The following is an 18,741-nucleotide window of genomic DNA, read 5'->3' as shown; positions in this document are numbered from 1 at the left end:
CAGCGACGGCCCGGCCCGACCTCAGTGCAGGCCGCGCTTGCCCGGGGCCCAGAACGGCTTCACCTTGATCGACCGGCGGTCCCAGCCGCGCTCGCGGACCAGGTGGTCGCGCACCAGCCGGCAGGTGCGGGCCTCGCCGGCGACGTAGGCGGCGCCGTCGGTGCCGGGCAGGTCCAGCCCCGCGACCGCCGCCGCCAGCGTCGGCGACGACGCCGCCGGCGCGCCGTGCCGGTGCACGCGCCGCAGCCGGTGCGGGCCGGGCAGCGGCATGTCGTGCTCGGGCGACTCGCTCTCCAGCACCCCGAACACCCGGGCGGCCGGATCCAGCGCCCGCAGCATCGGCCCGAACGCCGCGCCCGCCGTCTCCTCCCCGACGAACACGTGGAACGGCGCCGGACGGGTGAACAGCGAGCCCTGCGGCCACCACAGCGGCACCCGGTCGCCCGGCGCGGCCGTGCGCGCCCACCGCAGGCCGATGCCGTCCCCGTCGTACAGGTGCGCGCGCAGCTCCACCGCACCCGCGTCCCGGTCGAGGTCCCAGATCGTGTACGTGCGCAGCGTCTCTCCCGGGCGCAGCAGCCCCTGCACCGACCGCGGGTCCAGCAGTTCGACACGGACGTGCTGGCCCGGGGTGTACGGGAAGTCGATCGGCCCGTCGGCCACCAGCCGGATCCGCCGCATCGTCGGCGTCACGTCCCCGGTCTCGGCGACCGTCGCCTCCAGCCGGTACTTCGCGAACGCCCCCGCCAGCGGGTTGAGCGTCTTCACGGCCACACGCCCTCCTTAGAGGTTCTAATTTTTCTAGAAGCTCTAAGGAAACATAGGGGCAGTAGGGTGTCAAGGTCGCCGCCGAGAAAGGACGTTCGTTGGCCGTACAGCGCTCCACCCGCCGCGCCAGGCTCCGGGAGGCCACGCTCACCGAGATCCGGGAGGCCGCGCGCCGCCTGCTGACCACCCGCGGACCCGCGGCCGTGACGATCAACGCCGTCGCGCGCGAGATCGGCATGAGCGGCCCCGCGCTCTACCACTACTTCTCCTCGCACGACGAGCTCGTCGCCGCCGTCACCGCCGACTTCTTCCGCGAGCTGACCGCGGCCATGGAGGACGCCCGCGACGCCCGCGCGGACGCCGCGCCCGGCGAGCGCCTGCTGGCCACCTGCCGCGCCATGCGCGGCTGGGCGGTCGACCACCCGGCCGAGTTCGAGTGGATCTTCGCCAGCGCGGTCCCCGCCGCCCAGTCCGCCCGGCTGCACCCCGACACGCCCCGCAACCGGGCCGCCAACGACTTCGGGATGGTCTTCCTCGGGCAGGTCCGGGACCTGTGGGCCACCGCGCCCTTCCCCGTCCCCGCGCCCGACGAACTGGACCCGTCCGTCCGCGCGCAGCTCGGCGACCACATCCGGGCGCAGGGCCACGACCTGCCCCCCGAAGCCCTGCACGTCGCCATGACCTGCTGGATCCGGCTGTGGGGACTGCTGTGCATGGAAGTCCTCAACCAGCTGGACTTCATCTACTCCGACGTCGCCCCGATCTACGAGGAGACACTCCGCGAGCTCTCCGGCATGCTCGGCCTGGAGTACACCCCGCCCGCCTGACCGGCCCGAACCGCCCCAGCCCCTCACACAGCAGGCCCTCACACAGCAGGACCTCGCCCGCGGGCGTCGCGGCGCGTCCGCGGCGCCGCCGGCATCGGCCCCGCACCACCGCGCCCGCGGCGACCAGGTCCCGCGCCTTCACCGGGCGGGACCGGCGTCCTCGCCCCGGCGACCGCGGTCTCCCGCCGGTCGTCCGCCGCCGGACTCTCGGTTCGCGGCCGCAGGTCCCGCCGCACCTGCGGCGACGGTCGCGCCGTCGAGACCCGCGCCCCGGGTAATCGCCGCCGGGCCGGGTAGTCCCCGGGCCGTGACCACAGTGACCAGAGGCTTCCTGCGCGGTGCCGCGGCCGGCGCCGCCGGCACGACCGCGCTCAACGCGACCACCCACGCGGACATGGCCGTGCGGGGCCGGCCCCCGAGCCGCACCCCGGACGCCGTCGCGTCCGAGCTCGCCGACCGCACCGGCACGCCCGTGCCGGGCGGCGACCGCGAGCGCGGCGACCGGCTCGAGGCCGCCGGCGCCCTCGGCGGCACCCTCGCCGGCCTCGCCGTGGGCGGCCTGGCCGGAGCCCTGCGCGCCACCGGCGTCCGGCTCCCCGCCGCCATCGGCGGGCCGCTGCTGGGCGCCGCCGCGATGGCCGCCGCCGACCTGCCCGCCGCCCGCCTGGCGATCACCGACCCGCGGTGCCGGACCCGCGCGGACTGGGCGGCCGAAGCGATCCCGCACCTCGCCTACGGCATGACGACCCACGCCACCCTCGCCGCGACGTTCCGGGCCGACGAGCGCGACCGCCGCCTCGCCGACCCCGAGCCCGCGCGGCGCCCGTCCCTGCTGCGGGCCGCGGCCCTCGGCGCCGCCACGGGCTGCCGCAGCACCGCCGGACTCACCGCGCTCGCCCTGCGGTCCCGCCGCACCGATCCCGGCCCCGCGCGGCTGCTCGCCCGTCCCGGTGTCCGCGCCGTGCACGCCCTCGCCGCCGCGGGCGAGCTCGGCCTCGACAAACACCCCGCCGTCCCCGACCGCAGCGCGCCGCAGGGCATGCTTCCCCGGGTGCTGCTCGCCGCCGCCGCGTCCGGCGCCGCGGCCCGGCGCGACCGCACCGAGTACGGGCCGCCCGCCCTCGTCGCCGCCGCGGCCGCCGCCGGAGCCGCCGCCGCGGGCAACCGGCTGCGCACCCTGGCCGCGCGGCGGTTCGGCTCCGACCTGCCCGGCGCCCTCACCGAGGACGCGGCCGCCGCCCTCCTCGCCTGGCTCGGCACCTGCCGCCGCTGAACCCGCCGCCCCCGAACCGACGCCGACCGGGACGGCGGGGTCAGCGGCCGGACGCGCGGGGCGGGGCCGTGCTGGCGCGCAGGACGACCTCGCCCGCGATGCGCTCGATGCGGCTGCGGCGGCCCGCGGGCTCGCGCAGCGCCAGGCCCATCACCCGCTCGCCCATCTCACCGAGCGGCAGCGCCACCGTCGTCAGCGGCGGCGTCAGGTCACCGACGATCGGGATGTCGTCGAACCCGGCCAGCGACACGTCCTCCGGCACCCGCACCCCGCGGTCGCGGAACGCCGTCAGCGCCCCGACCGCCATCACGTCCGTCACCGCGAACACGCACGTCGGACGCTCGCCGCGGGCCAGCAGCTCCGCCGCCGCCGCGTACCCGCCGTCCCGGGTGAACGCGGCCTCGACGATCCGCTCGTCCGGCAGCGGCACCCCCGCGTCGGCCAGCGCCTCCGCGAATCCCGCGAGCCGGTCCGACACCGTCGTCAGCGCGCGCGGCCCGGTCAGCACCGCGAACTCCCGGTGCCCCAGGTCGAGCAGCGCGCGGCCGAGCTCGTAGGCGCCTTCCCGGTTCTGCGGCAGCACCGCGTCGACCTTCAGGCTGCGATGCCGGCTCAGCACCGCGACCCGCCCGCCCGTCCGCTGGTAGGGCTCCAGCTCCGCGCCCAGCGAGCGCTCCCACTCGCGGTCCTCGAACCCCGAGCCGATCAGCAGGATCGCGCGGGCCCGCTGGGCGCGCAGCATCGCCACGTACTCGACCTCGCGGGCCGGATCGCGGAACGTGCTGGCCAGCATCACCAGCATCCCGTGCTCGGCGGCCGTGGTCATCACGCCGCGGGCCACCGCGGCGAAGTAGGGGTCGCTGACGTCGTGGCAGATCACCCCGACGGACGTGCTGGACGCGCTGGCCAGCGCCTGCGCGTGGGCGTTCGGCGTGTACCGCAGCGACGCCGCCGCGGCCAGCACCCGCTCCCGCAGATCCGTCCGCACCTGCGAGGTCCCGTTCAGCACCCGGGACGCGGTGGCGAGCGAGACCCCGGCCTCCCGCGCGACGTCCTGCAGGGTCACGTACGCGCGATCCGGTGCACGCTCGCCGGTGCGGGACTCCTCCGCCGCCTCCGTCATCACCGCCCCCTCGCTCGAGCCGACTTCGCGGCGGATCTTCGGCCGACCCTCTTGACCGCGTCGTCGATGGTTCTTACCGTACACCAGAAAGCGCTTTCTGAATGCGCTTTCTGAACAACCGCCCCGGAGGAACCCATGGTGAGTCAGGGCACGACGAGCGCGACCCCGGCGACGGACGCGCCGGACGCGCCGGGCGTCGTCGAACGCGACCGGCCCGGCGCGGGGGAGCGCGTCGCCGCCGTCGCCGAGCAGACCTGGCGGCCGCTCGCGCTGCTGGTGGCGTGCTTCGCCGCCTGGTGGGCGGTCAGCTCGTTCAAGCTGGTCGCCGAGTACCTGGTGCCCTCGCCCGGCGCCACGTTCGAGGTGCTGACCGACAAATGGGGCTACATCTGGCAGCACACCTGGGTCACCACCTACGAGACGCTGCTGGGCTTCGCGATCGCCGTCGCCGTCGGCGTCCTCGCCGCGGTGATCATGGTGTACTCCGCGACGGTCGAGCGCACGCTCTACCCGATCCTGCTGTTCGCCCAGGTCATCCCCAAGATCGCCATCGCGCCGCTGTTCGTGGTGTGGATGGGCTTCGGCATCGGCCCGAAGATCGTCGTCGCGGTCCTGATCGCGTTCTTCCCGGTCGTGATCTCCATGGTCGCCGGGCTGAAGTCGGTGGACCCCGAGATGCTGCAGCTGTCGGCCACGATGGGCGCCGGCCCGATGGCGACCTTCCTGAAGATCCGGCTGCCCGCGTCCCTCCCGCACCTGTTCTCCGGCCTCAAGGTCGCGGTCACCCTCGCCGTCACCGGCGCCGTCGTCGGCGAGTTCGTCGGCGCCAACGAAGGGCTCGGCTACGTGATCCTGCAGGCCAACGGCAACCTCGACACCCCCATGCTGTTCGCCGGGCTCCTGGTCATGTCCGCCATCGGCGTCCTGCTGTTCGTCGTCGTCGAGGTCGCCGAGCGGCTGCTGCTGCCCTGGCACGCCAGCCGCCGCGACGGCGCCGTCACCACCTACTGACCGCCCCCCGCCCGCACGGCACGGTCCCTGGACCGTTCCGGCGCCGCCCTCGGCGCCGCCCCTCGGCACTGGCCGACACCACCCCACCCCGACCACGGAGGGCCGTCCCATGAGACTCCGCACCATCGCAGCAGCCCTGCTCGCCCCGCTCGTCGCGCTCAGCGGCGCCGCCTGCGGCGGGGACTCCGACCAGGTCACCAGCGACTCCGGCAAGAAGCTGACCAAGGTCACCCTGACGCTCAACTGGTACCCCTACGGCGAGCACGCGCCGTTCTACTACGGCGAGAAGAAGGGCATCTTCGAAAAGCACGGCATCGCCCTGGAGATCACCGCCGGGCAGGGCTCGCAGAAGACCGTGCAGGCCACCGGCGCCGGGCAGACCGACTTCGGCTGGGCCGACACCCCCGCGCTGCTCGCCGCCGTCGACAAGGGCGTCCCGGTCAAGAGCCTCGGCGTCTACCTGCAGACCACGCCCGCATCCGTGCAGTCCTTCGCGTCCGCCGGGATCGAGAAGCCCGCCGACCTCAAGGGCAAGACGGTCGCCGGCACCGCCGGGGACGCGCTGTCGCGCACCTTCCCGGTCTTCCTGGAGAAGAACGGCATCGACCCCGCCGAAGTCAACGTCCAGAACACCGACCCGGCCGGGAAGATGGCCGCGGTGATGTCGGAGACGGTCGACGGGCTGATGGGCTTCGCCAACGACCAGGGCCCGACGATCCAGGAGAAGTCCGGCAAGCCGATGTCCTACCTGCGGTACGCCGACTTCGGGCTGAACTTCTTCTCCAACGGCCTCATGGTCGGCGAGCGCAAGCTCCAGAGCGAGAAGGAGCTGGTGGAGAAGATGGTCGCGGCCACGAGCGAGTCCTGGACGGCCGCGTCGTCCGACCCCGCCGGCGCCGTCGCCAGCATGGCCGGCGCGTCGCAGCAGCTGCCGTCCGACAAGGTCCTGACCGAGCAGTTCGCCGCCACGCTCGAGCTGCTGCACACCCCGGCGACCCAGGGCAAGGCGCCCGGCGTCAACGCCGAGGCCGACTGGCGGCAGACGATCGCCACCTTCCAGCAGGCCGGCGTCATCGAGGAGGCCAAGGACCCGGCCGAGTACTGGCAGGCGCCGTCCGGCCAGGGCTGACCCGGACCGGGCGCGTCCGCCCCGGAAGGACGCGACCACCCCGCCCGAGTTTTTGCAGCCCACGACCCCTGCAGCCCAAGACCTCGCAGACCAGGGCGCTGCGAACCAGTACGAGTCGACGGGACGAGCGATGAGGACCATGAGCCAGAAAGCGACCGAATCCGGCACGGCCGGGACCGAGCCCGCCGTCCGGCTGGACGACGTGGCCGTGCGGTTCCGCAGCCGCAAGCGCGACGTCACCGCGCTGCGCGACATCGCGCTGGACGTCCCGATGGGGGAGTTCGTCGCCATCGTCGGGCCGTCCGGCTGCGGCAAGTCCACCCTGCTGAAGCTGGTGGCGGGGCTGCTGCAGCCGTCGTCGGGCACCGTCCGGCTGCGCGGCGACCGCGTCGGCGGCCCCCGCCACGACATCGGCTACGTGTTCCAGCGGGCCGCGCTGCTGGAGTGGCGCAGCGCCCGCCGCAACATCCTCCTCCAGGCCGAGATGCGGCGCATGCCCTCGGACCAGGCCCGCCGCCGCGCCGACGAGCTCATCGAGATGACCGGCCTGAAGGGGTTCGAGGACGCGCTCCCGCACGAGCTGTCGGGCGGCATGCAGCAGCGCGTCGCGCTGTGCCGCGCGCTGCTGCACGAACCGCCCGTCCTGCTGATGGACGAGCCGTTCGGCGCGCTCGACGCGCTCACCCGCGAGCAGCTGAACATCGAGATGAACCGGATCTGGCGGGAGACCGGCACCACCGTCCTGCTGGTCACGCACTCCATCGCCGAGGCCGCCTACCTGGCGAACCGCGTCGTGGTGATGACCGACCGGCCCGGGACGATCGCCGAGATCATCGACGTCGACCTGCCCGCCGAGCGCGCGTACGCCCCGACGATGGAGCGCCCCGAGTTCGCCCGCGTGACCAACCGGGTCCGCGGCCTGCTGGGCGCCGGCGCGGCCGCCGACTGACCGACGCGGCCGCCGACTGACCGACCCGGACGATCCCCCGGGGCGTCCACCCGGACGTCCACCCGGTCGGCGGCGACGGGAACCCGCGCCCGGCACCGGCGCCGGCGCCGGGACTCGGCGCGGGATCCCGCCCGCCGCGACCGACACGACAACCGAAAGGCACAGGAATGGAACGCAGGTCCATCGGCATCGTCATGAACGGCGTGACCGGCCGGATGGGGTACCGCCAGCATCTCCTCCGCTCGATCCTCGGGATCCGGGAGCGGGGCGGGCTGCGGCTGGCCGACGGCACCGTGCTGTGGCCGGAGCCGGTGCTGGTGGGACGCAGCGAGGTCAAGCTGCGCGAGCTCGCCGAGCGGCACGGCCTCACCGAGTGGACGACCGACCTGGCCGAGGCGCTCGCCCGGCCCGGCACCGAGATTTACTTCGACGCGCAGGTCACCAGCGCGCGCGTCGACGCGATCCGCGCGGCCGTCGCCGCCGGCAAGCACGTCTACACCGAGAAGCCGACCGCCGAGGGCCTCGAGGACGCGCTGGCGCTGGCGCGCCTCGCCGAGGAGGCGGGCATCAAGCACGGCGTCGTCCAGGACAAGCTGTTCCTGCCGGGCCTGATGAAGCTGAAGCGGCTGGTCGACGGCGGGTTCTTCGGGCGGATCCTGTCGGTGCGCGGCGAGTTCGGCTACTGGGTGTTCGAGGGCGACTGGCAGGAGGCGCAGCGCCCCAGCTGGAACTACCGCGACGAGGACGGCGGCGGCATCATCCTCGACATGTTCTGCCACTGGCGGTACGTCCTGGAGGGGATCATCGCGCCGCTGCGGTCGGTGCAGGTGCTCGGCGCCACCCACATCCCCGAGCGGTTCGACGAGGACGGCAAGCCCTACCAGGCGACCGCCGACGACGCCGCCTACGGCATCTTCGAGCTGGACGGCGGCGTCATCGCGCAGATCAACTCCTCGTGGACGACACGGGTGTTCCGCGACGAGCTCGTGGAGTTCCAGGTGGACGGCACGGAGGGCTCGGCGGTCGCGGGCCTGCGCCGCTGCCGCGTCCAGCACCGCTCCATGACCCCGAAGCCGGTGTGGAACCCCGACCTGCCCCCCACCGAGGACTTCCGGTCGCAGTGGCAGGAGGTCCCCGACAACATCGAATTCGACAACGGGTTCAAGACGCAGTGGGAGATGTTCCTGCGGCACGTCGCCGAGGACGCCCCGTTCCCGTGGGACTTCTACGCCGGGGCGCGCGGCGTCCAGCTCGCCGAGCTGGGGCTGCGGGCCTGGCGGGAGGGCCGCCGCCTCGACGTCCCGGAGCTGTCCCGGTGAAACTCGACCTTCCGCGCCCGGACGGGACGCTCGTCCCGTACACGATGGGGGAGCCGCGGGCGTTCGCGGCGTCCACCGAGCCGTTCGCGTCGCGCGTCGCCTACGCCGCCGCGCACGTGGTCGCCGACCCGTTCGGCGGCGGCGCGCCCGGCGGGACCCTCGACTGGGACGCCACCCTGGCGTTCCGCCGCCACCTGTGGGCGCACGGCCTCGGCGTGGCCGAGGCGATGGACACCGCGCAGCGCGGGATGGGCCTGGACTGGGCGGTCACCCGCGAGCTGATCGCCCGCAGCGGCCGGGAGGCCCGCGCCGCCGGGGGCCGCATCGTCTGCGGCGCGGGCACCGACCAGCTCCCGCCCGGCCCGGCCCCGCTCGACGCGATCACCGCCGCCTACGAGGAGCAGCTCGCGGTCGTCGAGGACGCCGGCGCGGTCCCCGTCCTGATGGCCAGCCGCCAGCTCGCCGCATCGGCCCGCACCCCCGGCGACTACGCGGCGGTGTACGGGCGGCTGCTGCCGCAGCTGCGGCGCCCGGCCGTACTGCACTGGCTGGGCCCGATGTTCGACCCGGCGCTGGACGGCTACTGGGGTTCGGCGGACCTGGACGCCGCGGCGTCCGCGCTGCTCGAGCTGATCGGCGCGCACGCGTCCCGGGTCGACGGCGTGAAGATCTCGCTGCTGGACGCCGGCCGCGAGGTCGACTTCCGGCGGCGGCTGCCGGACGGCGTGCGGCTGTACACCGGCGACGACTTCAACTATCCGGAGCTGATCCGCGGCGACGCGTCCGGGCACAGCGACGCGCTCCTCGGGATCTTCGACCCGATCGCGCCCGCCGCCGCGGCGGCGCTGCGCGCGCTGGACGCCGCGGACGCGGGCGCCTACGAGGCGGCGTTCACGCCGACGCTCCCGCTCGCCCGGCACCTGTTCGAGGCCCCGACCTTCTACTACAAGACCGGGGTGGTGTTCCTGGCGTGGCTGGCGGGCCACCAGCGGCACTTCCGCATGGTCGGGGGCCTGGAGTCGGCGCGTTCCGTCCCGCACCTGGTGCGGCTGTTCGAGCTGGCCGACGCCGCCGGGCTGTTCCCCGACCCGGACCTGGCGGCGGAGCGGATGCGCGCCTGGCTGACCGTGCAGGGGATCGACCAGGGAGCGGCCGCGTGAGATTCAGCCTGAACCAGTGGACGACGCGGCACTGGCCGCTGCCCGACCTCGCCGCCGGATGCGCGGCCGCCGGGGTCGCCGGGGTCGGGCTGTGGCGCGAGCCCGTCGCCGAGTACGGCGCGGCGCGGACGGCCAAGCTCGTGCGCGACCACGGGCTGACCGTCACGTCCCTGTGCCGGGGCGGTTTCTTCCGGGAGCCGGACGCCGTGGAGGTCAACCGGCGCGCCATCGAGGAGGCCGCCGAGCTGGGGGCGCCCGCCCTGTGCCTGGTCAGCGGCGGGCTGCCGGAGGGCTCCCGCGATCTGGACGGCGCCCTCGCCCGGGTCGCGGACGTCCTGGCCGAGCTGGCCCCGTACGCGGGGGAGCACGGGGTGCGGCTCGCGATCGAGCCGCTGCACCCGATGTTCTGCTCGGACCGCTGCGTCGTGACGACCCTCGCGCAGGCTCTCGACCTGGCCGCCCCGCACCCGTCCGACCAGGTCGGCGTCATGATCGACACCTACCACCTGTGGTGGGACCCGGCGGTCTGGGACGGCATCGCCCGCGCGGGCGCGCAGGACCGGATCGCGCTGTTCCAGGTCGCGGACTGGATCACCCCGCTGCCCGAGGGCGTGCTGACCGGGCGCGGCATGCTCGGCGACGGGTGCGTCGACCTGCGGCGGTTCCGCGCCGCCGTCGACGCCGCCGGCTACACCGGCCCGATCGAAGTGGAGATCTTCAACGAGGCGCTCTGGGCCATGCCCGGCCCCGAGGCGCTGGCCCTGACCCTCGCCCGCTACCGCGAGCACGTCGAGTGACCCCGCCCGCACCGAAGTCCGGAAAGCGCTTCCAGTAAGCGCTTTCCACCCACCCCCACGAGAAGGACGGTCGGAATGCGAAAACTCATCGTGAGTCCGCTCGCGATCACGGCGCTGCTGGCGTCGCTGGTCGCCGCACCGCCGGCGTCGGCGGCGGAGACGGCCCCCGCCCCCGCGCCCATCCTCGACCCCATCCCCGAGGACCCCGCGCCCGCCGGGCTCGGGCTCGTCCTGGAGAAGGTCGCCCAGCTGCCCGAATCGGAGCCGTCGGCCCCGCCGACCGACGACCGGCTGAAGCGCTGGAACCGCATCAACCACGTCGGCGAGCTCCCCGACCGCTCGGGCCGCCTGTTCGTCCCCGACCTGAACGGCAAGCTGTACTTCCTCGACAAGAAGACCCGCACGCCCCGCGCCTACCTGGACGTCGGCGCGACGTTCGCGCCCGACTTCTACTCCGCCGCCGGGCTCGGCCAGGGCTTCGGGTTCGTCGCGTTCCACCCGGCGTTCGCGAAGAACGGAACGTTCTACACCACGCACGTCGAGCGCGGCGACGCGCTCGAGACCGAGGAGCCCGACCTCCCCGAGCAGCCGAACACCGGCTACCACGGCGTCCTCACCGAGTGGATCGCCGACGACCCGTCCGCGGGCACCTTCAGCGGCACGCACCGCGAGGTCCTGCGGTTCGGGTTCTCCGGGCGGATCCACAACCTCCAGCAGATCGACTTCAACCCCAACGCCCGGCCCGGCGACCCCGACTACGGGATGCTGTACCTCGCGGTCGGCGACGGCGGCAACGGCAACGTCGGCGCCAACGGCGGCGACCCGCAGAACCTCGCCATGCCGCAGGGCAAGATCCTGCGGATCGACCCGTCCGGCACCGACGGCGTGAACGGCGAGTACGGCGTGCCCGCCGACAACCCGTTCGTCGGCCAGGACGGCAAGCTCGCCGAGATCTACGCCTACGGCATGCGCGACCCGCACCGGTTCAGCTGGGACACCCGCGGCTCCAAGCGGCTGTTCCTCGCCCACATCGGCGAGCACGAGATCGAGTCGATCCACGAGATCGAACCCGGCGACAACCTGGGCTGGAGCGAACGCGAAGGCGCCTTCACCTTCCGCGAGGACGACCGCTGCCACCTGTACCCGCTGCCGGAGGACGACCTCGAGTACGGCTACAACTACCCGCTCGCCGCCTACGACCACGACCCGCCCGCCGACTGGGACTGCCGCAGCGACGTCGGCAAGGCCATCTCCGGCGGCTACGTCTACCGCGGCAAGCTCGACGCCCTGCGCGGCAAGTACCTGTTCGGCGACATCGTCAACGGCCGGCTCTTCTACACCGAGGAGTCGGACATGAAGCGCGACCCCGCCGGCGAGGACCGCGCGCAGATCTACGAGCTGTCCGCCTACACCACGGCCGGTGAGCCCGTCACCATGCGGGACCTCGCCGGGGACGAGCGCGTCGACCTGCGCATCGGCTCCGACGCCAAGGGCGAGCTGTACCTGCTCTCCAAGGCCAACGGGACGATCTGGAAGATCGTCGACACCCGGCGGTTCGCCGAGTGCCGCACCGGCCCCGCCCGCGTCGGGCACGCCGCCGACGCCGGCGACTGGTCGCCCGTCACCCCGGCGAAGTGGCGGTTCGAGCACGGGCAGGTCGTCCTCGCCGAGGCCGGCGAGGCGCGCCCCGGCCCCCGCCGCCCCTTCGAGTACGCGGTGCTGGACAAGGGCCCCGAGTTCGCCTCCGCCCAGATCGACGCGCAGGTGCGGCTCGACACGCCCGTCGCCGAGTCCGACCGCGACGTGATCGTCGTGTTCGGCTACCGCGACGACACGCACTTCTACTACGCGCACCTGTCCAGCGACAACACCGTCTACCCGCACAACGGGATCTTCCTGGTGAACGGCGCCGACCGCGTCCGCATCGACCGGCAGTGGAACGCCAACCGGTCGAAGGGCGCGCCGCCCGCCGTCACCGACGCGAACTGGCACGACGTCCGCGTGCGGCACTGCGCGGGCACCGGCGAGATCGCCGTGTACACCGACGGCGCCGACCGTCCCGTCTTCACGGCCCTCGACACCGCGCTCGGCTCCGGCCGGGTGGGCTTCGGCTCGTTCGACAACATCGGCCGGCTCCGCGACCTGACCGTCCGCGGGACCCCCGCCCGATGACCCCACCGGACGGGCGGGGCCGCCCCGCCCGTCCGGCTCCCCGAGGAGACCGACATGCGCATCCGCCGCACCGCCCTCGTCACGACCGTCCTGCTGGGCGCCGCCCTCGCCGCCGTCCCCGCCGAGGCGTCCGGGCCGAACCCGCGCAAGGACCTGGTCGCCCACTACGACTTCGAGCACCCGATGCCCGGCGACCCGTCCCGCGAACGCGACCTCGGCCGCTCGCGCACCCCCATCGACCTGGTGAACGGCGGCGCCGCCATGCGCGTCCGCGACGGTTCGCGCGGGCACGTCGTCCGGCTCCGGCAGATGAACGGCGCTCCGAACGACGACTGGAAGGCCGGCGTCTACTCCGCCGCCGGCGTGCCGACCCTGCGCGCGTTCAACGCCGCTTCCGGCGCGACCCTCGCCGGCTGGTTCAAGATGACCGGCGTCAACCCGAGCCCCGACACCAACACCGCCGACCCCGACGACCGGTACAACGCGATCGGGCTGTCGGGCGTGCTCACCGGCGACTCCGACGGCCACGCCGTCCGCGCCCTGCTGGAGATCATCGACGTCTCCGGCGAGCTGCGCGTCGTCGCCCTCGGCCGCCGCCTCGACGGCGGCTCCTCGCAGACGTTCGCCGCGCGGGAGGACTGGCGCTCGATCCTGCCGCCCGGCACCTGGGTGCACCTGACCGCGACGTTCGACTACGACACCGGGGAGATGAAGCTCTACAAGAACGGCGCGCCGCTGCCGGGCTTCTCCACCCGCTCCGGCGACCCCTGGGAACTCGACGGGCCGCCCGAACCCGACGTCACGTCCGCCACCGACCCCCGCGGTATCAAGATCGGCGGCAGCTTCCCGCAGGACGACGCCGAGGCCAACCCGTGCGACTGCAGGATGGACGACCTGATGTTCTTCGACCGTCCCGTCACCGACCGCGAGGCCCGCCAGATCTACCGGATCACGAAACGCTGACCCTTCGCGGACGGAGAGGCGGCCCTTCACACGAACAACTGAAGATCGCGGTAACGTCGGAAGCGGGTTCGCCGAGCGGCAAGGCCGTCTCGCGGTCCCGAGCCGCAGTTGCGCGAAGTCGGAGGTGATCACGGTGCATCCGGTCTTGTGACGGCCCCAACCCGGGGCGTCGCGGAGCCGAAAGGTGACCGTATGAGCAAGACCGACAAGACCCGGCCCTGGTGGGTGGGGATGGCCGAGGCGCCGATGGTAAACTGCCGTCCCGTGCACGACCACCGGTTCGGGCCGTGCACCCTGCCGGAGAAGATCACCGCCGACAGCGCGTCCATGAACCGCTGCGGACGAAGCGGCTGCTACTGGGGCGCCACCGACCACTACCTGTTCGACTGCGGCACCCTCGGCGGCGGCCGTGAGTGGTACCTCTTCCGGCGCGAAGAGCGCCGCCGCAGCCGTCACCGGGCGCGCCGCGAACTGCGCGCCTACAACGGCGAGGACTGAACGAGCGCGCGGGGCCCGGCGACCGCCGGGGCCCCGCGCCGTCCGCCGGGCCCCGCGCCGTCCGCCGACCTTTTACCGACGCCGCGGCGGCGCACATCGACAGCAGACCGGTTCGACGACGATCCACCACCGGATCGATATCTCGTTGGGTTCGGGCGGCGAAGCCGCGGCGGGCCGCCCGGCCCGCCGCGGCTTCACCCTGCTAGCCCTCGGGCATCACGATGAAGGCGAACCCCGCGCTCGTCCTGCGACGCAGCGGAATGTCGCACTTGACCCGGCGCAGGACTTCGTTCCTGCTGAGGCCGAGCCCCTGCGCGACAAGCCGTTCGGGGCGCACGGGCACCGGATCCTCGAAGTGGACCTCCACCTGGATCGGCCACGCCCCGTCGAGCGGACCCGGCGGGGTGTCCAGCCGCCAGGCGTCCGTCCAGTCCAGGGCGAAGCGGTTGCGCCGGGCGAGCAGCGGGTCCAGCAGCCGGGACGCCACGAGCTCCGGATCGTTGACGCGGTAGCCGTGGAGTGCGGCCGGGTCGATGCGCCCGACCGGAGTCCGCTCGTGCACGGTGAGCTTGCTCGTCCGATCGCAGGACACGCAGCGGACCAGCAGCCACACGTCCAGCAGTTTGCCGTTGGCGTTGACGCGGAACCTGCCGGCGCCGGTCGTGGCCGACCGCGACCGGCAGTCCGCGCACCGCAGCGACAGGAGAGGCAGCCGGGTCCGGCGAACGACCCAGGGCAGCACGGTATGAGGTTGTGAAGACATGATCTCTCTTGACCTGACACGAGGTCGATTGAGCGCGACCTCGAACGCCGTACGACCGGGCACGCCAGAGCGGCCCGGCGGAACCGACGGAAGCGTCGGCTACGGGTGAGCGAAGAAGGTGTCAGGTCTAAAGAGCAGGCGGGGTCACGCGGTTCTGTCCTCTGTCCTCACTGCGATGGCTTTCAGGCAAGCTACGGGAACGCTCCAGGACGACTCAACCGCTTTCCGAGCGAGACGCCTGGGGAGCGCGGACGACTTTGATCGATGGGACCGCGATGCTCGAACACCGGGCTCGGTCCGGCCTGCCGCGCCAGGCCGAACCGAGCGTGGTTTCACCTTGGTCGGTGAGGTGCTGGGGCGGGGCGGCTCAGCGCCGCGCGCCGGGTTCGTCGACGACGCGCATCTCGAGTTGGGCGGTCAGTTCCAGGAGGGTGCCCTTCTCTACCGTGCCCTCGCCCTGCTGGGCGTGGGCGCGGGTGGCGAAGGAGCGGGTGCCGAGGTACCGGTACGTCTCCGGATCCAGGATGATCATGTCGCCGGCCCAGCCGCCGAAGGTGCCGAAGAAGGCGACGCCGTGCCGTCCCGCCGCGTCCGCCGCGTCCGTCCGGACCGAGACACCGGGGATGCGCGGCAGAGCCCGGTACAGGGCGGCGCGCAGTTCGGGCGGGAGGGGGCGCCGGAGCAGGTCGGCGACGGTGCGGAACACCGCGCGGTCGTCCGGCCGCGGTTGTTGCCCGCCCGGCGCGTCCGGGTCGTCGGGGATCCGCATGGTGTCCGGATCGTAGAGCGCCCGCAGCAGGGCATCGGGCTCCGTCGGCAGCTCCTTGACCACGCGGTGCATGTCGGGACCGGGGAACGAGTAGCCGACGACGTCGCCCTGGAGGTCTTCGCGACGCTGCGGGGAGCGCACTTCCAGGTCGCCGTCGATGAACTCCGCCCTCGCCCGGCCGTCGACGCGTTCCCAACGCTCCACGGTGTGGGTCTTCCCGGCGTCCATGCCGAGCCACCAGGTGTTCATGTCGCCCTTGAACTGGGCCGCCCGGATCTTGACGTAGATCCACTGGTCGGCTCGCGGCATCGCGAACGGTACGTCCTCCGCGGCGCGGGCGGCCCGTTCGCCGAGCACGGCGGCGTTCGCGATCTGCGTGCCGGCCCGCGGATCGCCGGTGTTCTGCGCGATGCCGATTCCGGCCGTGAGCGCGATGCCGAGTGCTGCCGCGGCGGCCGCGCGGGACACCAGCCACCGCGGCGACCGGACGGGCCGGGCGGCGCGGCGCGGCTCGCGCGGCGGGGCCGTCCAGGCGGCGCGCAGCCGGTCGCGCGCCGCGTCGGCGGCCGCGGGCGTGATCGGCGGGGTGGCGCGGCGGAAGCTCTTGAGCGGGTCGAGGTCATTCATCGGTGGCCTCCTCGGCCGTCGCGGAATCGCCGAGGGCGCGGCGGACGACGCGCCGGGCCCGGTGGAGACGGGAACGCACGGTGCCGACGGGCACCTCCAAGGCGCGGGCGACCTCCTCGTAGGTGAGGTCGCCCCACGCCACCAGCAGCAGCACGTCGCGGTCGCCCCGGGACAGCCCGGCCAGCGCGCCGGCCAGCCTGCGCTGCTGGCTCTCGGCCGCGACCCGGGTCGCCACGGCGTCCGCCAGCGGTTCGGGCAACGGGTCGGCGCCGGTGCGCTGCAGCGCCCGGTAGTACCGTTCCTCCGCGCGCCGGTGCCTGGCCACCAGCGTGGTCGCGATCCCGTACAGCCAGGGCCGGGCCAGCGGCTGCGCCAGGTCGTAGGCGGCGCGGCGGCGGAACGCCGCGAGGAACGTCTCGCCCACGATGTCGTCGGCCGCGTGCACACCCAGGCGCCGCGCCGCGTAGTGATGGATCCGGCGATGGTGCCGGTCGAACAACTCCGCGAACCATTCGGGGTCGTCCAGGGACAGCCGGATCACGTCGGAGTCGGTGAGCGCGCCTGCCGCCGGCGGTTCCGCGGGCACGGCCTCGGCCGTCACGAGACGCCCAGTCGTCGGTGCACGTTGCGGTCCTCCAGATCGAAGCGGGATGAACACCCCTTGTCTCCCGCACGGACTCCCGCGGTTCTCGCCGCCGTCCGCACGACGCGTCCGTCCCCCGGTGCGGCGGCGGACGGACCCGTAACCGCTCAGCAGCCGCCCCGGGCGGCACCTCCCGGGGCGGCCAGGCCGGATTCGTAGGCGAAGACGACCAGCTGGGCGCGGTCGCGGGCGCCGAGCTTGGTGATCGAACGGCTGACGTGCGTCTTCACGGTGGCGTGGCTGATGACCAGGTGCGCGGCGATCTCCTCGTTGGACATCCCGGTCGCGACGAGCGCCACGATCTCGCGCTCGCGCGCGGTCAGCCGCTCCAGTTCCGCACCGCCGGCCGGCCGCGGGACGGTGGCGACGTACTCCTCGATCAGCCTCCGCGTGATCGACGGCGACAGCAGCGCGTCGCCGCCGGCGGCGACCCGCACCGACTGCAGCAGGTCGGCGGGCTCGATGTCCTTGAGCAGGAAACCGCAGGCCCCCGCGCGCAGCGCCGCGAAGACGTACTCGTCGATGGCGTAGTTGGTCAGGATCACGACCCGGACGCCCGCGAGGTCGGGCGCGGCGCCGATCCGGCGGGTCGCCTGGATGCCGTCCAACAGAGGCATCCGCACGTCCAGCAGGGTCACGTCGGGCAGCAGGGACCGGCACAGTTCCACGGCCTCGACACCGCTGGCCGCCTCGCCGACGACCTCGATGTCCTCGGCCATCTCCAGCAGCGCGCGGAAGCCCGCGCGGATCAGCGGCTGGTCGTCGGCCAGCAGGACCCGGATCACGCCGGAACCGGGACCGGGAGTTCGGCGCGGACGGCGAAGCCGCCGCCGACGCGGGGTCCGGCGGCCAGCGTGCCGCCGACGGCGACGGCCCGCTCGCGCATCCCGATCAGGCCCATCCCGGGGCCCGCGGGCGGATCGGCGCCGGCTGCGCCGTCGTCCTCCACCCGGACCACCACCGAGTGCGGACGGTACTCGGTGGTCAGCGTGACCGACGCGGCCCCGGCGTGGCGCAGCGTGTTGGTGAACGCCTCCTGCACGATGCGGTACGCGGCGCGGTCGACCTCGGCCGGCAGTTCGTAGCGCTCACCGACGACGCTCGCGGCCACGTGCAGGCCGGCGGCCTCGGCCCTGCCGAGAAGGCGGGGCAGGCAGGCCAACCCGGCATCGGGCCCGGTCGTGTCGGTGCGCAGCACCTGGAGCGTGGACCGGAGTTCGCTCATCGCCTCCGCCCCCGACTCCCGCACCGCCGCCAGCGCCCGCCGCGCCCGCACGGGATCCCGGTCGAGGTACTGCCGGGCAACGGCCGCCTGAACGTTCATGACCGAGATGGTGTGGGTCAGCGCGTCGTGCAGTTCCTGGGCGATCCACAGCCGTTCCTCGCCGACCCGCCGCAGCGCCGCCTCCTCCTTGGTGCGCTCCGCCTCGACCGCGCGGCTCTCCACCTCGCGCAGGTAGGCGCGACGGCTGCGCACCACTTCTCCGGCCACGACCATCGCGACCAGCCAGCCGCTGAGCAGGTTGAACCCGTCGCCCGGCTGCGGATCGACGTCCGACAGCGCGACCAGCGTGCAGGCGATGGCGCCGAACCCGGCGGCCAGCGCGATCGCCGGGCGCCGCCGCCCCTGCGCCGCCGCGGTGTAGACGGCCGCCAGCGCGGGCGCTGCGGCGAAGACGCCCGGATAGTGGCGCGCGTGGTAGGCGACGGCCGCGGCGATCGTGACCGCGCCGACGCTCACCGGAGCGGCCCGGCGGAACGCCAGGGCCAGCGACGCCACCGCGATCAGGCACAGACCCAGGACGTCCAGGTCCCGCTCCCAAGGCCCGGAGGAGGAGAGGCCGCCGTACGTCCCCGAGACGATCCCCGCCAGCGCGCCGCCCGCCACCAGGGCATCGCCCTTACTGATCCGCACGCTCTCACCGTAGATCGAGGGCGGGCCCGCGTCGT

18 protein-coding genes are annotated in these 18,741 nt (G+C 73.9%); 11 read left to right on the top strand and 7 right to left on the bottom strand.

Annotated features, from left to right (window positions below; translation table 11 throughout):
- Nucleotides 1-21 precede the first annotated feature (21 nt).
- Nucleotides 22-774, bottom strand: a complete 753-nt coding sequence (locus H505_RS0109750; protein ID WP_026401821.1) for a siderophore-interacting protein — start codon at nucleotides 772-774, stop codon at nucleotides 22-24.
- A gap of 92 nt (nucleotides 775-866) precedes the next feature.
- Here H505_RS0109750 and H505_RS0109745 point away from each other — a divergent pair, with 92 nt between their 5' ends.
- The gene (locus H505_RS0109745) at nucleotides 867-1,595 is read left to right on the top strand and encodes a TetR/AcrR family transcriptional regulator (RefSeq protein WP_026401820.1); all 729 of its coding nucleotides are present in this window, start codon (nucleotides 867-869) and stop codon (nucleotides 1,593-1,595) included.
- A gap of 307 nt (nucleotides 1,596-1,902) precedes the next feature.
- On the top strand, nucleotides 1,903-2,868 hold the full coding sequence (locus H505_RS50960; RefSeq protein WP_211238433.1) for a hypothetical protein: 966 nt from the start codon (nucleotides 1,903-1,905) through the stop codon (nucleotides 2,866-2,868).
- Between the two features lie 40 nt (nucleotides 2,869-2,908).
- Here the strand turns inward: H505_RS50960 and H505_RS0109735 are convergent, their stop codons facing one another.
- Entirely contained in the window at nucleotides 2,909-3,991 is a 1,083-nt protein-coding gene (locus H505_RS0109735) for a LacI family DNA-binding transcriptional regulator (protein WP_051300485.1), read from the bottom strand.
- Nucleotides 3,992-4,126: 135 nt separating this feature from the next.
- Here H505_RS0109735 and H505_RS0109730 point away from each other — a divergent pair, with 135 nt between their 5' ends.
- The 9 genes from H505_RS0109730 (at nucleotide 4,127) to H505_RS0109690 (ending at nucleotide 13,989) form a co-directional block, all read left to right on the top strand.
- The gene (locus tag H505_RS0109730; protein WP_051300484.1) at nucleotides 4,127-5,002 is read left to right on the top strand and encodes an ABC transporter permease; all 876 of its coding nucleotides are present in this window, start codon (nucleotides 4,127-4,129) and stop codon (nucleotides 5,000-5,002) included.
- A gap of 109 nt (nucleotides 5,003-5,111) precedes the next feature.
- A complete protein-coding gene (locus H505_RS0109725) occupies nucleotides 5,112-6,131 on the top strand; it encodes an ABC transporter substrate-binding protein (protein WP_026401818.1) in 1,020 nt (339 codons plus the stop codon).
- 139 nt (nucleotides 6,132-6,270) lie between these two features.
- Nucleotides 6,271-7,080, top strand: coding sequence for an ABC transporter ATP-binding protein (locus H505_RS0109720; RefSeq protein WP_034517314.1), 810 nt, complete (start codon nucleotides 6,271-6,273; stop codon nucleotides 7,078-7,080).
- Between the two features lie 167 nt (nucleotides 7,081-7,247).
- On the top strand, nucleotides 7,248-8,399 hold the full coding sequence (locus H505_RS0109715; RefSeq protein ID WP_026401816.1) for a Gfo/Idh/MocA family protein: 1,152 nt from the start codon (nucleotides 7,248-7,250) through the stop codon (nucleotides 8,397-8,399).
- Between the two features lie 44 nt (nucleotides 8,400-8,443).
- A complete protein-coding gene (locus tag H505_RS40945) occupies nucleotides 8,444-9,559 on the top strand; it encodes a dihydrodipicolinate synthase family protein (RefSeq protein ID WP_051300514.1) in 1,116 nt (371 codons plus the stop codon).
- Entirely contained in the window at nucleotides 9,556-10,356 is an 801-nt protein-coding gene (locus tag H505_RS0109705) for a sugar phosphate isomerase/epimerase family protein (RefSeq protein ID WP_026401815.1), read from the top strand. Before H505_RS40945 ends, H505_RS0109705 begins: the two co-directional genes overlap by 4 nt.
- Nucleotides 10,357-10,431: 75 nt before the next feature.
- Nucleotides 10,432-12,528 carry a PQQ-dependent sugar dehydrogenase gene (locus H505_RS0109700; protein ID WP_026401814.1) on the top strand — a complete coding sequence of 699 codons (2,097 nt, stop codon included), beginning with the start codon at nucleotides 10,432-10,434 and terminating at the stop codon, nucleotides 12,526-12,528.
- A gap of 54 nt (nucleotides 12,529-12,582) precedes the next feature.
- Entirely contained in the window at nucleotides 12,583-13,491 is a 909-nt protein-coding gene (locus tag H505_RS0109695) for a LamG-like jellyroll fold domain-containing protein (protein WP_026401813.1), read from the top strand.
- Between the two features lie 192 nt (nucleotides 13,492-13,683).
- Complete coding sequence (locus H505_RS0109690) at nucleotides 13,684-13,989, top strand: hypothetical protein (protein ID WP_026401812.1); 306 nt, start codon at nucleotides 13,684-13,686, stop codon at nucleotides 13,987-13,989.
- 202 nt (nucleotides 13,990-14,191) lie between these two features.
- Here the strand turns inward: H505_RS0109690 and H505_RS0109685 are convergent, their stop codons facing one another.
- The 5 genes from H505_RS0109685 to H505_RS0109665 all read right to left on the bottom strand — a co-directional run bounded on the left by H505_RS0109685 (nucleotide 14,192) and on the right by H505_RS0109665 (nucleotide 18,706).
- Nucleotides 14,192-14,731, bottom strand: coding sequence for a DUF1062 domain-containing protein (locus tag H505_RS0109685; RefSeq protein WP_245592474.1), 540 nt, complete (start codon nucleotides 14,729-14,731; stop codon nucleotides 14,192-14,194).
- Between the two features lie 388 nt (nucleotides 14,732-15,119).
- Nucleotides 15,120-16,148: a CU044_5270 family protein gene (locus H505_RS47465; protein ID WP_026401810.1), complete on the bottom strand. Its 1,029-nt coding sequence runs from the start codon at nucleotides 16,146-16,148 to the stop codon at nucleotides 15,120-15,122.
- A complete protein-coding gene (locus tag H505_RS0109675; RefSeq protein WP_233617988.1) occupies nucleotides 16,141-16,749 on the bottom strand; it encodes an RNA polymerase sigma factor in 609 nt (202 codons plus the stop codon). Before H505_RS0109675 ends, H505_RS47465 begins: the two co-directional genes overlap by 8 nt.
- Before the next feature lie 149 nt (nucleotides 16,750-16,898).
- Nucleotides 16,899-17,576, bottom strand: coding sequence for a response regulator (locus H505_RS0109670; RefSeq protein ID WP_026401808.1), 678 nt, complete (start codon nucleotides 17,574-17,576; stop codon nucleotides 16,899-16,901).
- A complete protein-coding gene (locus H505_RS0109665) occupies nucleotides 17,573-18,706 on the bottom strand; it encodes a sensor histidine kinase (protein WP_064743570.1) in 1,134 nt (377 codons plus the stop codon). Before H505_RS0109665 ends, H505_RS0109670 begins: the two co-directional genes overlap by 4 nt.
- Between the last annotated feature and the right edge of the window lie 35 nt (nucleotides 18,707-18,741).

Source organism: Actinomadura rifamycini DSM 43936 (assembly GCF_000425065.1).
GTDB lineage: Bacteria > Actinomycetota > Actinomycetes > Streptosporangiales > Streptosporangiaceae > Spirillospora > Spirillospora rifamycini.
This window is presented reverse-complemented; position numbering and strand designations above follow the sequence as displayed.

What these genes read in the sequence shown, in the direction of transcription:
- H505_RS0109735 (WP_051300485.1), bottom strand. Translation starts at nt 3,991, where the DNA reads ATGACGGAGGCGGCGGAGGAGTCCCGCACCGGCGAGCGTGCACCGGAT.
- H505_RS0109730 (WP_051300484.1), top strand. Translation starts at nt 4,127, where the DNA reads ATGGTGAGTCAGGGCACGACGAGCGCGACCCCGGCGACGGACGCGCCG.
- H505_RS0109725 (WP_026401818.1), top strand. Translation starts at nt 5,112, where the DNA reads ATGAGACTCCGCACCATCGCAGCAGCCCTGCTCGCCCCGCTCGTCGCG.
- H505_RS0109720 (WP_034517314.1), top strand. Translation starts at nt 6,271, where the DNA reads ATGAGCCAGAAAGCGACCGAATCCGGCACGGCCGGGACCGAGCCCGCC.
- H505_RS0109715 (WP_026401816.1), top strand. Translation starts at nt 7,248, where the DNA reads ATGGAACGCAGGTCCATCGGCATCGTCATGAACGGCGTGACCGGCCGG.
- H505_RS40945 (WP_051300514.1), top strand. Translation starts at nt 8,444, where the DNA reads ATGGGGGAGCCGCGGGCGTTCGCGGCGTCCACCGAGCCGTTCGCGTCG.
- H505_RS0109700 (WP_026401814.1), top strand. Translation starts at nt 10,432, where the DNA reads ATGCGAAAACTCATCGTGAGTCCGCTCGCGATCACGGCGCTGCTGGCG.
- H505_RS0109695 (WP_026401813.1), top strand. Translation starts at nt 12,583, where the DNA reads ATGCGCATCCGCCGCACCGCCCTCGTCACGACCGTCCTGCTGGGCGCC.
- H505_RS0109690 (WP_026401812.1), top strand. Translation starts at nt 13,684, where the DNA reads ATGAGCAAGACCGACAAGACCCGGCCCTGGTGGGTGGGGATGGCCGAG.
- H505_RS47465 (WP_026401810.1), bottom strand. Translation starts at nt 16,148, where the DNA reads ATGAATGACCTCGACCCGCTCAAGAGCTTCCGCCGCGCCACCCCGCCG.